Raw genomic sequence first — 13,056 nt, 5'->3', positions numbered from 1 at the left:
GGATCGTCGCCCCCGTGCCGGCGTTCAGCCGCGGCTGTCGCCGGCTTCGACCAGTCGCCGGATCAGCGCGCCGACCATCAGGTCGAGATGGGCACCGCCGCCATTCTTGTAGGCGGTGATGGCGTCGGGCGAGGACCGGCCGGCGGTTCCGGCGCACAGATCATGCAGGTCGCCCAGAACGTCGTCGGCCGCGATGGTGCCGGCGTCGAGCGGGATCTGGATCTCGCCGATATGGCCGAAGGTCGTGCGGCGGGAATCAACGAAGAGCTCGGCGCGCTCGAGCAGCATGTCGTCGGCCTCGCGCATGTCGGGCCGGAAGGCGCCGATCAGATCGACATGGGTGCCGGGGCTCATCCACTCGCCCTTCAGGAACGGCTCTTTCGACAGGGTGGCCGTGGAGACGATGTCGGCGGCAGCAACCGCCTCGGCCAGCTCGGTCGCGACCGTCACCGGAATGGCGTTATCGGCGTATTCCGCCGCAAGCGCCTCGGCCTTGTCGGTGCTGCGGTTCCACAGGATGATCTGCTCGAGGTCGGGAAAGAGCTCGCCATAGGCCGGGATCAGCGTGCGGGCGACCGTGCCGGCACCGCAGATCAGCAGCCGCCGCGAATCGGGGCGGGCCAGCAGCTTTGCGCCGAGGACGGAATCGCCCGCGGTCTTCCATTTGGTGACGAGAATGCCGTCGACGAGCGCCGTGGGCGCGCCGCTGTCCTCGTCGAACAGCAGCATGCCGCCTTGCACGGACGGCAGCGGCGGGTCACGGCGGGGATTGTCCGGATAGACGGTCACCGATTTCAGCGCGATGCCCAAGCCTTCGATCCAGGCGCCGCGATTGAGCAGACTGCGGCCATCGCGCGACAGCAGCATGTCGCCGATCTCGGCCTGCGGCAGGCGATGCGCCTCGCGGATCGCCTCGGTCACCGCCGTCCAGGTCAGGAGGTGATCCGCGTCTGCGGTGCCGATGATTCTCATCGCGGCGCGTCCCCGGCGACCATGCTGGTCGGGGGCGTGTGGTGCTCCCTTGCCAGCGCCTCGACCGATTCGATCGCCGGCGTCTGGACCATCCGCGTCGCATAGGGCGTAAAGCCGTGCTTGCGGTACAGCGGCAGGGCGGCTGGATGATCGAGCGTGTTGGTCTCGATGGTCAGGCGCTCGGCGCCTTCCGAAAAGCCGGTGACGATCGCCTTGGACACCAGATGATCGGCGAGGCCGCGACCGCGAAAGGCCGGCATGATGCCGAGATGGACGATGCGGGCCGATTTCAGCGACCGGCGCATTTCCAGTTCGAACCAGCCGGCGACGATGTCGTCGGCCAGGAGTACGAAGATGCGGGTCGCTTCGTCGTGGATTTCCCGGTCGAGGCGGTCGTCCGGCAGGATCCGCGACGTCCAGTGATGCGGGTCGCCGACGCTGCGATAGAGCGTGCGATAGGCGTCGAGCGCGATGTCGCGGATTTCGCGAAAGCTCAGTGCCGTGTCCGAAGCCGGCGGAGAGGCCACCCGCTCGGGCGGCTGACGGAGTTCCAGGCTGGTGACCGTGGTCGTCAACAGGCGCATGGGGATCACGGTCCGGTCACGATTGGTGTGTCGGTCGCGCCGCCCCATTCCGTCCAGGAGCCGTCATAAAGCCGGTGCTGCCGGCTGCCGAGGGTTTCCAGCGCCAGGTTGAGCACGGCGGCGGTCACGCCCGAGCCGCAGCTCGTCACTACCGGAGCATCGGGATCGACGCCGGCGGCGGCGAAGGCGGCGCGCAGCTCCTCGGGCGATTTCAGCCGGCCGTTCTCGGCAAGCTGTAGGAAGGGCAGGTTGCGGGCGCCGGGCATGTGGCCGGCGCGAACGCCGGGGCGCGGCTCGGCGGCGTCGCCGGCAAAGCGGTCAGCCGGGCGGGCATCCACCACCTGCAGCGCGCCGTCGTCGACGACCCGGCGCATCTCGTCGAGAGTCGCGACGGCATCGGCGTCGAAGCTGGCTTCGAAGGTGGCGGGCTCGGGCGAGACCTTGCCGGTTTCGACCGGATGATTGCCGGCCTGCCAGGCGGGGAAGCCGCCATCGAGAATGCGCACGTCCTTCGCGCCATAGGTCCGGAACATCCACCAGACGCGCGGCGCGGAAAACAGGCCCATCCCGTCATAGACGACGATGGTGTCGGTCTCGCGGATGCCGAGCCTGCCGGCGGCGGCACCGAAATCGGCGGCCGCGGGCAAGGTGTGCGGCAGCGACGAGGCCGGATCGACGATCGCGTCCTGATCGAAGAACACCGCGCCGGGGATATGGGCGGTCTCGAATTCGGGTTCGGCCAGACGCTTCTGCGCCGGCAGATACCAGGAGGCGTCGACGACCGAGAGGCCCCGCTTGCCAAGATGGCCGGCGAGTTCGTCGGGAGAGATCAGGAAGGGGTTCTGGCTCATGCGCCGCCTCGATCATGCACTGGTGCCACGGAGCGCCGCGGCCGACGGATGGCGCAGTAGATCGCACCCGTTCCCGTCGCGGCAAGGGCAGTTACGGGTTTCAGGCGGGCAGGGGGCCGAAGCGGATGCGGAAGCGCCGGTTGACCTTGCCCTTCTTCTCGATCTTGCCGATGTGGATCTCGCCGACTTCGCCGGTTTCCAGGACATGGGTGCCGCCGCAGGGCTGGGTGTCGACCGATCCTTCGTCGCCGACGCAGACCAGGCGGATGCGCCCGGTGCCGCGGGGCGGCTTGACGTTGGCCGACTTCACCAGGCCCGGATTGGCATCGAGTTCGGCATCGCTGATCCAGCGGGTGAAGACCGGATGGTTGGCCTCCACCAGTTCCATCAGGCCGGCGGTGACCTCGGCCTTGTCCGGCGCGCCTTCGGGAATGTCGAAGTCGACGCGGCTCTCGTCTTCGCCAACCGCCGCGCCGGTGATGGGGAACGGACAGACGACCGTCAGGAGATGGCAGGCCGTGTGCATGCGCATCAGCTTGTAGCGGCGCTTCCAGTCGACATGCAGCACCAGGGTCTCGCCGGGCTGCGGCAGAGCGGCCGCGTCCTCGACCAGCATCAGGATGGTGGACTTGTCGGCGGCGTAGACCGTGTCGACGATCTTCACCTGGCGGCCGTCGGCCGTTTCGACGAAAGCGGTATCGCCCGGCTGGCCGCCGCCCGCCGCGAAGAAATTGGTGCGCGCGAAGACGAGGCCGGGGCGCCCGTCGGCGGTGGTGTCGACGCGCAGCAGTTCGGCTTCCATCGTCGATAGATAGGAATCGTCCTGGTAGACGCGCTCGGTTCCGGCCTCGGACATGGTCAGTCCACCGGCTCGAAGGGCACGTCGAATTGCGGCGTGCGCTCGATCCACTCGGGGACCGGCAGGCCCTTGTCACGCAGGAAGGCCGGGTTGAACATCTTCGACTGGTAGCGATTGCCGTAGTCGCACAGGATGGTCACGATGGTGTGGCCGGGGCCCATCTCCTTCGCCATGCGGATGGCGCCGGCGATGTTGATGCCCGACGAGCCGCCAAGGCAGAGCCCTTCCTCGGTGATCAGGTCGAAGACGATGCGCAGGGCCTCGTCATCGGGGATCTGGTAAGCGAAGTCCGGCTCGAAGCCTTCAAGATTGGCGGTGATGCGGCCCTGGCCGATGCCCTCGGTGATGGACGAGCCTTCCGACTTGAACTCGCCGGTCGTGTAGTAGCTGTAGAGCGCGGCGCCCATCGGATCGGCGATGCCGAACTTGATCTGCCCGGAGCGGCGCTTCAGGCCCATGGCGGTGCCGGCCAGGGTGCCGCCGGTGCCGACGGCGCAGATGAAGCCGTCGATCTCGCCGCCCGTGCCGTGCCAGATCTCCTCGGCGGTGGTGACCACATGGCCGTCGCGATTGGCGAGATTGTCGAACTGGTTCGCCCAGATCGCGCCCTGCGGATGGGTCCTGGCGAGCTGTTCGGCGAGGCGGCCGGAGACCTTCACGTAATTGTTCGGGTTCTTGTAGGGGACCGCCGGCACTTCGATGAGTTCGGCGCCCATCAGGCGCAGCGCGTCCTTCTTTTCCTCGCTCTGGGTCTCGGGGATGACGATCACGGTGCGATAGCCCAGCGCGTCGGCGACCAGCGACAGGCCGATGCCGGTATTGCCGGCGGTGCCTTCGACGATGATGCCGCCGGGCTCCAGGAGACCCTTCTCCTCGGCGTCGCGGATGATGAACAGCCCGGCGCGGTCCTTGACCGACTGGCCGGGGTTCAGGAATTCGGCCTTGCCGTAGATCTCGCAGCCCGTCGCTTCCGATGCCTTGTGCAGTCGGATGAGCGGCGTGTTGCCGATGGCGTCGAGGACGGAATTGTATCGGGACATCTGGGACCTGATTGGCGGGATGCGGAATGCTGCCGCGAAACTATGACCGGCGGGTGGGGGTGGCAAGGCAATGATTGCCGTGACGGGAAACTTGTCTGCCGCGGCGCACCGGGAATCACCCGGTCACCCGCCGGGTGGTGACCGAATCGGTAACGGCAGCGACGGCGGCGTCCGGTCGGTTCAGCCCTTCACTTCCCCATAGGCGTCGAGGGCCCGCTTGCGCGCCGTTCCGTGGTCGACGATCGGCTTCGGATAGGTCTTGCCCAGTTCCACCCCGGCCTCGGCCAGGGTGTCGGCATCGGCCTCCCAAGGCGCATGCAGAGCCTTGTCCGGCAGATCGGCGAGTTCGGGCACGAAGCGGCGGATATAGTCGCCGTCGCCATCGAAGCGCTGGCTCTGGGTGACCGGATTGAAGACACGGAAATAGGGCTGGGCGTCGGCGCCGCTGCCGCCGATCCACTGCCACTGGGCCGTGTTGGAGGCGATGTCGCCATCGACCAGCGTGTCCCAGAACCAGCGCTCGCCCTCGCGCCAGTCGATCAGCAGATCCTTGGTGAGAAAGGAGCCGACGATCATCCGCACGCGGTTGTGCATCCAGCCGCATTCCCAGAGCTGGCGCATGCCGGCATCGACGATGGGGTAGCCGGTGAGGCCCTTCTGCCATGCCCGCAGCTCGGTCTCGGCGCTGCGCCAGGGGAAGGCGTCGAAACGCTCATTGTAGTTCTGCGTCGCCAGCGGTCCGAAATTGTGGAGCAGGTGATAATTGAAGTCGCGCCAGACCAGCTCCTTCTTGAAGGTTTTCAGCGCGTCGCCCGGGATGGTCTTGCGCCGGTTCGCATAGGCTTCCGCCGTGTGCCAGAGCCGATAGGGCGAGATCTCGCCCCAGCGCAGATGCGGCGACATGCGCGATGTGGCGTCGTCCCCCGGACGGTCCCGCCCGTTTGGATAATCGTCCAGCCATTCGTCGCAGAATTCCTCGAAGCGCTCATGCGCGGCGGCTTCGCCGACCTCCCAGAACGCGGCGATGCCGCCGGACCAGTCCGGGTTCGTCGGCAACAGGTCCCAGTCCTCCAGCCTGTCCGAGCGAGGCTGGTCGTCGAGCGCTGCGAGCTTGTCCGGCGGATCGATCGGATCGCGGGGTTCGCGCTCGGCGAGGTTCTTCCAGAACGGCGTATAGACCTTGTACCAGCCGCCGGTCTTGGTGCGCACCTTGTCGGGGTCGTGCAGGATGTTGGCGGTGAAGCGCTGCACCTCGACATCGCCGCCCAGCGCCTGCTCGACGGCGTCGTCGACGGCGCGCGAGGCCTGGTCGTAGCGCCGGTTCATCAGAAGCGTCGTCGCGCCGGTCGATTCGACGATGTCGACGACATGGTCGCGCGCCTTGCCGCGGCGCAGGATCAGCGGCGCGCCCTTGTCGGCGAGATCCTTGCCGAAGCGCTCCAGCGAATGATGCAGCCACCATTTGTGCGCCCCGCCGAGGGTCCGCACGCCGTCGCTCTCCTCGTCGAGAACCACCAGCGGCACGACCGGACGTCCGCTGTCGGCGGCTTCGGCGAGGGCCGGGTTGTCGTCCAGCCTGAGATCGTCCCGAAGCCAGACGACGATCGGTTCGCTCTGTGATGTCTGCGTCATGAATGCTGCCTACGCTTGTCCCGACGTGATCCGGCCGGCCCGGTATGGGGACCATGTGTCGCGAAAGCGCGGGGCGGCGAGGGCGGTGCGACCAAACGGGCCGAATCGCGGCAGCGCTTGGTCCATCCGGCAGAGGGGAAGCAGGGCACTGAAACGAAGAAAGCCGCCGGTCGCGAGACCGACGGCTTTCTAGAAACTGGCTCCCCGAGCAGGGCTCGAACCTGCGACAATTCGATTAACAGTCGAACGCTCTACCAACTGAGCTATCGGGGAATGACGCGTCCAACGCGTTGGCGTGCCTATAGCAAAGCGATTGCGCATTTGCCAACCCGTCCGGGCAAAAAAACGCATCGCAGCATGGCGGAAAAACCGACAGAGCGGCAAAGGCTTGTGCGGACGGGGCGCCGCGCCCATTTCGCAGCGCAGGTGACGGGCCACAAGGAATGCCGCAGGTCATGGACGAACAGCAGCACGCGCCCGATGCCGGCGGCCACGACGAAGCGTCGGTCCGCAAGGCGCACCGTATTGCGGTGATGGGGCGCGACATGCCGCTGCCCGCCTCGCGCGGCCTGCGGATCGCCACGGGCGCCGCGCTGGTCCTGGGCGGCACCGTCGGCTTCCTGCCGATCGTCGGCTTCTGGATGATTCCCCTCGGCCTTCTGGTGCTGTCGGTCGATCTCGGTCCGGTGCGGCGGTGGCGCCGCCGCACGGCGGTGCGCTGGGGCCGCTGGCGCGCAACTCGCCGCAACTGAGCGCTCGGCCTATCTGCCTGTCAGCGCAGCCGCGTCGGCCGCCACACCACGATATTCGGACGGCGGTCCCGATCGAGCTCCCTGGCCTCGACCTCGCAATCGCGTTCGCGGCATTCGCGGCAGCGAAACGCCAGCTTTTCCAGCGGGCCCGCCGGATCGGCGGCCATGGCCAGGTCCACCGCCAGGAACGAGGCGGCATGGCCGCATTTGCGGCATGTGGCGGTGACCAGCATGCCGCGCCGTGCGGCTTCGCCGAGGGTCCCCGATCGTGGTCTGCTGGTATCGCTCATGCCTGCTAGATGGAACGAAGCATGAACATCGTCAACGGAAAAAAGGGCGCTGCCGCACGTCCGGCAGCGCCCTGCGGGCGACGGGAGCTGGGAGGATGCTCCGGTGCCGATTACAGGCCGTTGGCGACCGGCTGATAGGCCAGCGGCGTGACGGTCGTGCGGGTGGCGGGCGCGAATCGCGCCGCGTCACGGGCGGTCTGCGGTGCGGCCCGGCGTTCGGTGCGGGTCACGCGGCGAGCGTCGCTGCGAACCGCATCGTTGCGGTCAGCCGCGGCGCGCTGGCCGGACTGGAACTCGCCGTAGAAATGGCCGTAGCCGACATCGCCGGTGGAGGCGATCTGGGCCGCGGCCGGAGCGGCGAAGGCGAGGGATGCCGCGAGGCCTGCGGCGAGGAGCGAAAGCGTCTTCATGGCAATGGTCCCTTGGTTTGGGGGCTCCGGCCGACTGCATTTTGCAGTGTCCGGAACCCGCTAATGATGCGATGCACCAGACCTATTGTTGGAACGCTCCCGGTGGTAGATGGCGGAATTGCAACTCGTCGTCCTACTGGTGGAACGCATGCCCAATCTCGATGACCTCTTCTATTTCGAGGCCGTGGTACGCCATGGCGGCTTTGCCGCAGCGGGCCGGGCGCTGGGCATTCCGAAGTCGAAGCTGAGCCGCCGCGTCGCCGCTCTGGAGCAGCGGCTCGATGTCCAGCTTCTGGAGCGCTCGGCCCGCCGGCTGTCGCTGACGGCGGTCGGCGACGTGTTCTACGGCCATTGCCGTGCGGCGCTCGCCGAAGCCGAGGCGGCCGAGGAGGCGGCGCAGACCCTGACGGCCGAGCCGCGCGGGCTTGTGCGGCTCGGCTGCCCGCCGGGCTTTGGCGAACACGCACTGGCCGGCGTGCTGCCGGCGTTCTTCGCGGCCTATCCCAAGGTGCGGCTGCAATTGCTGGTGTCGCTGGAGACCATCGATCTCATTGCCGAGCGGGTCGACGTGGTGATCCGCGCCAATCTCGCCTTTGAGGAGAACTCCGACCTGGTGGCGCGCAAGCTGGGCCCGATCGGCATCGTCCTGGTGGCGAGCCCGGCCTTCCTGGCGGCGCATCCGGCCATCGCGCGGCCGGAGGATCTGGCCGGCCTGCCGACGATCGCCCATCAGAAGACGCAGGACCAGAGCATCTGGGAGCTCTATGACGGCGCCGACCGGCCGGTCCGGATCCGCCACGAACCGCGGCTGCTGGTCAACGACTTCGCCGTCTCCCGCGAGGCCGCCATCGAAGGGCTGGGCGTCGCGATGCTGCCCCAGGCGGTCTGTTACGACGCGCTCGCCTCGGGCGCGCTGGTCCGGGTGCTGCCGGACTACCATGCTGGCGAGAGCATGGTGCATCTTCTGTTCACGTCGCGCCGCGGCATGCTGCCGGCCGTGCGGCTGCTGGTGGATCACCTGATCGACACGCTGCCGGAGGTGATGCGGCGCAAGCGCGCGGCCGTATACGAATCGCAAACCGCCGCCTGAGCGCCAAGTCGCTCATCTGGAACCGAATTCCGCTTCGACCCCTTTCGCTTTCCAACAAACGAATGAGAGGCGGATACAATGTTCAAGCAGCTTGCGGCAGCCCCGATCCTGGCAGCAGCGCTCTTCACGGTTCCGGCCATCGCGCAGTCGACCTCCGGCGATTCCCTGTCCCAGGGCATGATCGAGATGGCGTCGCTGTCGGTCGAGCCGCGCGAGAGCCGCAGCATCAAGAGCGCGTCCAACGGCGTGCCGATCCCGACGCCGCGGCCGGAAACCATCCGCAAGATTGCGCCGCAGGAGCCCGTCGAGCGCACTGCCGAAGGCTATCGCCTGATCGGCCCGCGCTTCTTCCCGGCCCAGTAAGCCGTATACGCCGACAGGCGTCCGCGCCGCCGGTCGTCGAACTGTCTTGAATGCAATGTAGGAGAAAAGCTGGAGGCCTCGGAGGGAATCGAACCCCCGTGCAAGGATTTGCAGTCCTCTGCGTAACCACTCCGCCACGAGGCCTCACCGGCGCTGTACCTACTGATTTGATTGGGCTCTCGCAAGCCCCTCCGATCCGATCTGCGAACATCGTCATGCCGGCACGCCGGCAGCCCCGGTTTTCTGTCACGCCGCAACGCCGAACGGTGCGTTGCGGCGATCTTCGCCTTGCCTCGCTTCTAGGGCGCGACTAAGGAAACGACAGAGAACAAGGCGAAACGGCGACGAGAGATCGGAATGTCGACCATGGACTTTGATGCCGCCCGTACGCGGATGGTGGACAACCAGATTCGCACCACCGACGTGACCCGCCACGAGATCCTGCGGGCCTTCCTCGAGGTGCCGCGCGAAGAGTTCGTGCCGGCCGCGCGCAAGCCGCTGGCCTATATCGACGAGGACGTGCCGCTCGGCAACGGCCGCTTCATCATGGAAGCCTCCCCCTTCGCCAAGCTGATCCAGCTGGCCGCGATCCGTCCCGACGACGTCGTTCTCGATGTGGGCTGCGGCACCGGCTATTCGTCGGCGGTGCTGTCGCATCTGGCCGGCTCGGTGGTTTCGCTGGAGCAGGATCCGGAGCTGGCGGAAGCGGCGACCGAGAACCTCGCCCGGCTCGACTATGTCACCTGCGCCGTCGTCGAAGGGCCGCTGAACGAAGGCTATCCGTCGGAAGCGCCGTTCGACGTCATTTTCGTGCAAGGTTCTGTCGACATTCTGCCTGAAACCCTGCTCGAACAGCTTCGGGATGGTGGCCGTCTGGTCGTCGTCGAGGGGCAGGGCAATGCGGCGGAAGCCAAGCTCTACTTCAAGGACGACAACGGTGTCGTCGGCAGCCGGTTCGGATTCAACTGCAGCATCCGGCCGCTGCCGGGCTTTCAGAGGAAGGCCGAGTTCGCCTTCTGAGCGATCAGCATCGTTGCAGATTTGCCGATTCGCGAAACAAATGCCGGGCAGGGGGCCGCGTCGCTTGATCGATCGGCCGTGCGCCTGATTAGTATGCCCCAAACCTCAAATGGCATTCCCGGGTCTGACGTTTCCGGGAGGCGTCGGGGCGGGGGTGGTGACCGTTACCTAAGTGGGCCGCGTCGTGGAGTATGAACATTGATCGGCAAGACTGTGATTGCCGCGCTTCTGGCCGCGGGCACGCTGTTGTCCTCTCCCAGTGGGGCGCTGGCGGAAACGCTGACCGGGGCGCTCGCAAAGGCCTACAAGTTCAATCAGGATCTCAATGCCGCCCGCGCCCAGCTCCGCGCGACTGACGAGAACGTGCCGCAGGCCCGCTCGGCGCTCAGGCCCTTCATCAGCGGCGTGGGTTCGGCGAATGCCAGCCGCAGCCGCACGACCCGTGGCGACGACCTGCCGCGGATTCGCGACCGGACCGACTCGATCGGTTTCGGCGTGCAGCTGAACCAGACGATCTTCGACGGCTTCCAGACCCAGAACAACGTCGCCGCGGCGCAGGCCCAGATCCGGGCGGCGCGCGGCAATCTGTCGAACACCGAGCAGAACGTCCTGTTCGATGCCGCCAGCGCCTACATGAATGTCCTGCGTGACCGGCGCATCGCCGCGCTGCGCCGCGAAAATCTCGGCTTCCTTGAAGAGCAGGTGCGGGCCGCCGGCGCACGGTTCGAAGTCGGCGAAGGCACGCGGACCGACGTCGCCCAGGCCGAATCGCAGCAGGCGCTCGCAACGGCGCTTCTGAACAGCGCGCTGGCGCAGGTGGCGTCCAGCGAGGCGACCTATTTCGACATCATCGGCGATTCGCCCGATAATCTGGTTGCCGGCACGCTGCCGTCCGGCGTGCTGCCGCGCTCGGTCGACGAGGCCTTCCGTATTTCCCAGGCGGAGCATCCGGCGATCCAGGCGACGCTGGCAGCGGTCGACGCGGCGGCCTTCCAGGTAAAGTCGGCGGAAGGCGCCTTCCTGCCCGAGCTCAGCCTGACCGGCCGTGTCGACGACACCTACGCCCTCAACGAGCGCGACCCCTCGAGCCTGCCCGGCGTTCGCGTGAACACCCAGAACGAGGTCTCCGCCTCGGTCGGGGCGCAGCTGACCATCCCGATCTACCAGGGCGGTCGCGCCAGTTCCGTCGTGCGGCAGGCCAAGGAAGTCCTCGGCCAGCGGCGTATCGAGGTCGATGGCGCCCGCGACCAGGTGCGGGCCGCGGTGGCGACGGCATGGGCGCAGTTGCAGGCGGCGCGGGCCAACATCACCGGCTACCGGGCCCAGGTCGACGCGGCGCGGCTCGCCCTCAACGGCGTCATCGAAGAGCGCAATGTCGGCCAGCGCACCACGCTGGACGTCTTGAACTCCCAGGCCGACGTGATCTCGGCGCAGATCCTGCTGGCCGGTTCGACCCGCGACGAGGTCGTGGCCGGCTATGCCGTGCTGTCGGCTATCGGCCGCCTGTCCGCCGAGCGCCTCAACCTCGTGGCGAGCGTCTATCGACCGACCGAGCATTACGAGGCGGTCGAGGACAAGTGGTTCGGCCTGCGCACCCCCGACGGCCGCTGAGCCTCGATCGGGCGAGCCGGACCCCGCGAAGCGAGTCCGGCCGGCAACAGCACGCTGCAAGAAGCTGGTGATAGCGACGCTGAAGGGCCTTGCGGGATTCCCGTCGAGGCCCTTTGCGCTTAGGCTTCACGCATGATTCGAGCGATAGGGTCTGCGCCTGTCGCCCAATTTTGCGGGAGCTCGTCATGAGCAATGCTCTACCGGCACGGGAACCGTCCATGGACGAGATCCTGGCCTCGATCCGGCGTATCATCGAAAGCGGCGAGGAGAAGTCTCCCTCGCGCCGGGCTGCGGCCAAGCCGGCCGTCTCGGCCGAGCGCGATGAACCTCAGGCTGCCGAGCCGGAAACGCGCGCGCAGCAGGGCGCGAGGCCCGCGCTGACGGAGCCGCGCCTCGACAGGCAGGCACCGGTTCAGGCCGAGCGCGACGAGGTCTCCGGATTTGACGGGCTCGGACGCCCTGCCAACGATACGGTGCGCCAGGCCTCCCGTCCCAAGCTCGGAATCGTGCCGCCTGCGACGCCGGTCGCTGCCGATGAGGATTCAGAGGACGACGCCGGGATGTCGTCCGGCCCGGGCCTGTCGCTGGACATGGTCGAGGACGAGGTCGAGACGGCGGTCCGGCAGGCGGTCGCGGCCCATGATGGACGCCTGGGCAATGCGGCGGATGCGACCGACGCGGACAGCTTCGACGATGTGACGGCGCTGTCGTCGGCACGGCTGCAGGCGGCCTCGCTCGCCGCGGCGTCCGAGCGCCGGACGGACGCGGTGCGGGACACCGTCGCCGATGTCTCGGCCATGGCGGCCACCGATGACGAGGACGAAATGCCTGCCGCTCGGCTGGAGCCGGCGGAGGCGATGGCCTCCGCGCAGGCCGCGCCGATGCCGACCGGGTCCACGGCGTCATCGCCCGCTGCCGATGTTTCGGCCGAAGCCGACGAGCCAGCCGATTATCTCGGCGAGTTCGACGAGGATGAGTTCGCCAGCGAGCTTCTCGACCGGGCCGGCCTGTTCGAGGCGGGCCGGGCCGACGCCGACGTGGCAACCGATTCCGTCGCCAGCGATGGCGCCGAGGACGATGACGAGGACGAGGCGGCTCCGGCCATGACCGCGCCCTCGTCGCAGCAGGCGTACGAGCCGGCTGATGTCGAGGCCAAGGCCACGGAAGCCGTCGAGGCGCCGGCGACGCCGTCCGCACCGGTGGCAGCGACGACCGCGGCCGACATCCACGCCCTTGTCTCGCACGAGGCCGGCGAGCGCATCGCCGGGTCGTTCGACGATCTCGCCCGCGTCATCCGCGACGAGCAGATGCGCACCATGGACGAGACCGTCCGCCAGATGCTGCGGCCGATGCTGCAGGAATGGCTCGACGACAACCTGCCGCGCCTTGTCGAGCGGCTGGTTCGCGAGGAGATCGAGCGCGTCGCCCGCGGCGGTCGCCGCTGAAGAACCCGGCCTGCGGCGCGCAGATCGCATCGCGGGCCGACACGGCTCTTCGTTGACAGTGTCGAAAGCAAGGCTGTAACCGGTTCTGGAACATCACCGCCCCGGGGAATCCGGCTGGCGCGCGCACCGGACAAGCC

At 67.7% G+C, this 13,056-nt stretch carries 14 protein-coding genes and 2 tRNA genes; 6 read left to right on the top strand and 10 right to left on the bottom strand.

The window, feature by feature from the left end:
- Positions 1–24 precede the first annotated feature (24 nt).
- The 7 genes from N7I30_RS18280 to N7I30_RS18250 all read right to left on the bottom strand — a co-directional run bounded on the left by N7I30_RS18280 (position 25) and on the right by N7I30_RS18250 (position 6,211).
- On the bottom strand, positions 25–972 hold the full coding sequence (locus tag N7I30_RS18280) for an ornithine cyclodeaminase family protein (RefSeq protein WP_498640739.1): 948 nt from the start codon (positions 970–972) through the stop codon (positions 25–27).
- A complete protein-coding gene (locus tag N7I30_RS18275; protein WP_498640737.1) occupies positions 969–1,556 on the bottom strand; it encodes a GNAT family N-acetyltransferase in 588 nt (195 codons plus the stop codon). The genes N7I30_RS18280 and N7I30_RS18275 overlap by 4 nt, the downstream gene beginning before the upstream one ends.
- 5 nt (positions 1,557–1,561) lie before the next feature.
- Entirely contained in the window at positions 1,562–2,407 is an 846-nt protein-coding gene (gene sseA, locus N7I30_RS18270; RefSeq protein ID WP_498640735.1) for a 3-mercaptopyruvate sulfurtransferase, read from the bottom strand.
- Positions 2,408–2,507: 100 nt separating this feature from the next.
- Positions 2,508–3,263: an alanyl-tRNA editing protein gene (locus N7I30_RS18265; RefSeq protein WP_498640733.1), complete on the bottom strand. Its 756-nt coding sequence runs from the start codon at positions 3,261–3,263 to the stop codon at positions 2,508–2,510.
- Positions 3,264–3,265: 2 nt separating this feature from the next.
- A complete protein-coding gene (locus N7I30_RS18260) occupies positions 3,266–4,306 on the bottom strand; it encodes a cysteine synthase A (RefSeq protein WP_188077440.1) in 1,041 nt (346 codons plus the stop codon).
- A 180-nt stretch (positions 4,307–4,486) separates the two neighbouring features.
- Positions 4,487–5,938 carry a cryptochrome/photolyase family protein gene (locus N7I30_RS18255; RefSeq protein WP_498640731.1) on the bottom strand — a complete coding sequence of 484 codons (1,452 nt, stop codon included), beginning with the start codon at positions 5,936–5,938 and terminating at the stop codon, positions 4,487–4,489.
- A gap of 197 nt (positions 5,939–6,135) precedes the next feature.
- Positions 6,136–6,211: transfer RNA gene (locus N7I30_RS18250), tRNA-Asn, on the bottom strand.
- 182 nt (positions 6,212–6,393) lie between these two features.
- On the opposite strand from N7I30_RS18250, the gene N7I30_RS18245 reads away from it, so the two are divergent.
- Positions 6,394–6,690, top strand: coding sequence for a hypothetical protein (locus N7I30_RS18245; protein WP_498640729.1), 297 nt, complete (start codon positions 6,394–6,396; stop codon positions 6,688–6,690).
- 20 nt (positions 6,691–6,710) lie between these two features.
- Here N7I30_RS18245 and N7I30_RS18240 read toward each other — a convergent pair whose 3' ends face one another.
- Both N7I30_RS18240 and N7I30_RS18235 read right to left on the bottom strand, forming a co-directional pair.
- The gene (locus tag N7I30_RS18240) at positions 6,711–6,980 is read right to left on the bottom strand and encodes a hypothetical protein (RefSeq protein ID WP_148233775.1); all 270 of its coding nucleotides are present in this window, start codon (positions 6,978–6,980) and stop codon (positions 6,711–6,713) included.
- A gap of 110 nt (positions 6,981–7,090) precedes the next feature.
- Positions 7,091–7,390, bottom strand: coding sequence for a hypothetical protein (locus N7I30_RS18235; protein WP_498640727.1), 300 nt, complete (start codon positions 7,388–7,390; stop codon positions 7,091–7,093).
- A 148-nt stretch (positions 7,391–7,538) separates the two neighbouring features.
- On the opposite strand from N7I30_RS18235, the gene N7I30_RS18230 reads away from it, so the two are divergent.
- Together N7I30_RS18230 and N7I30_RS18225 are read left to right on the top strand one after the other, a co-directional pair.
- Entirely contained in the window at positions 7,539–8,480 is a 942-nt protein-coding gene (locus N7I30_RS18230; protein WP_498640726.1) for a LysR family transcriptional regulator, read from the top strand.
- Positions 8,481–8,558: 78 nt separating this feature from the next.
- Entirely contained in the window at positions 8,559–8,843 is a 285-nt protein-coding gene (locus N7I30_RS18225) for a hypothetical protein (RefSeq protein ID WP_498640724.1), read from the top strand.
- 70 nt (positions 8,844–8,913) lie between these two features.
- Here the strand turns inward: N7I30_RS18225 and N7I30_RS18220 are convergent.
- A tRNA-Cys gene (locus tag N7I30_RS18220) sits at positions 8,914–8,987 on the bottom strand.
- A gap of 222 nt (positions 8,988–9,209) precedes the next feature.
- On the opposite strand from N7I30_RS18220, the gene N7I30_RS18215 reads away from it, so the two are divergent.
- The 3 genes from N7I30_RS18215 to N7I30_RS18205 all read left to right on the top strand — a co-directional run bounded on the left by N7I30_RS18215 (position 9,210) and on the right by N7I30_RS18205 (position 12,919).
- Positions 9,210–9,863, top strand: a complete 654-nt coding sequence (locus N7I30_RS18215) for a protein-L-isoaspartate O-methyltransferase family protein (RefSeq protein WP_024351463.1) — start codon at positions 9,210–9,212, stop codon at positions 9,861–9,863.
- 198 nt (positions 9,864–10,061) lie between these two features.
- Entirely contained in the window at positions 10,062–11,474 is a 1,413-nt protein-coding gene (locus tag N7I30_RS18210) for a TolC family outer membrane protein (RefSeq protein WP_188077445.1), read from the top strand.
- A gap of 185 nt (positions 11,475–11,659) precedes the next feature.
- Entirely contained in the window at positions 11,660–12,919 is a 1,260-nt protein-coding gene (locus tag N7I30_RS18205; protein WP_498640721.1) for a PopZ family protein, read from the top strand.
- Positions 12,920–13,056: the final 137 nt, after the last annotated feature.

This window comes from Aurantimonas litoralis (assembly GCF_026153195.1).
Classification (GTDB): domain Bacteria; phylum Pseudomonadota; class Alphaproteobacteria; order Rhizobiales; family Rhizobiaceae; genus Aurantimonas; species Aurantimonas coralicida.
Note: the sequence above shows the minus strand (reverse complement) of the source record. Positions and strands in the feature narration are given on the sequence as shown.

Coding starts and splice junctions, on each gene's coding strand:
- N7I30_RS18280 (WP_498640739.1), bottom strand. CDS start 972: ATGAGAATCATCGGCACCGCAGACGCGGATCACCTCCTGACCTGGACG.
- N7I30_RS18275 (WP_498640737.1), bottom strand. CDS start 1,556: ATGCGCCTGTTGACGACCACGGTCACCAGCCTGGAACTCCGTCAGCCG.
- sseA (WP_498640735.1), bottom strand. CDS start 2,407: ATGAGCCAGAACCCCTTCCTGATCTCTCCCGACGAACTCGCCGGCCAT.
- N7I30_RS18265 (WP_498640733.1), bottom strand. CDS start 3,263: ATGTCCGAGGCCGGAACCGAGCGCGTCTACCAGGACGATTCCTATCTA.
- N7I30_RS18260 (WP_188077440.1), bottom strand. CDS start 4,306: ATGTCCCGATACAATTCCGTCCTCGACGCCATCGGCAACACGCCGCTC.
- N7I30_RS18255 (WP_498640731.1), bottom strand. CDS start 5,938: ATGACGCAGACATCACAGAGCGAACCGATCGTCGTCTGGCTTCGGGAC.
- N7I30_RS18245 (WP_498640729.1), top strand. CDS start 6,394: ATGGACGAACAGCAGCACGCGCCCGATGCCGGCGGCCACGACGAAGCG.
- N7I30_RS18240 (WP_148233775.1), bottom strand. CDS start 6,980: ATGAGCGATACCAGCAGACCACGATCGGGGACCCTCGGCGAAGCCGCA.
- N7I30_RS18235 (WP_498640727.1), bottom strand. CDS start 7,390: ATGAAGACGCTTTCGCTCCTCGCCGCAGGCCTCGCGGCATCCCTCGCC.
- N7I30_RS18230 (WP_498640726.1), top strand. CDS start 7,539: ATGCCCAATCTCGATGACCTCTTCTATTTCGAGGCCGTGGTACGCCAT.
- N7I30_RS18225 (WP_498640724.1), top strand. CDS start 8,559: ATGTTCAAGCAGCTTGCGGCAGCCCCGATCCTGGCAGCAGCGCTCTTC.
- N7I30_RS18215 (WP_024351463.1), top strand. CDS start 9,210: ATGGACTTTGATGCCGCCCGTACGCGGATGGTGGACAACCAGATTCGC.
- N7I30_RS18205 (WP_498640721.1), top strand. CDS start 11,660: ATGAGCAATGCTCTACCGGCACGGGAACCGTCCATGGACGAGATCCTG.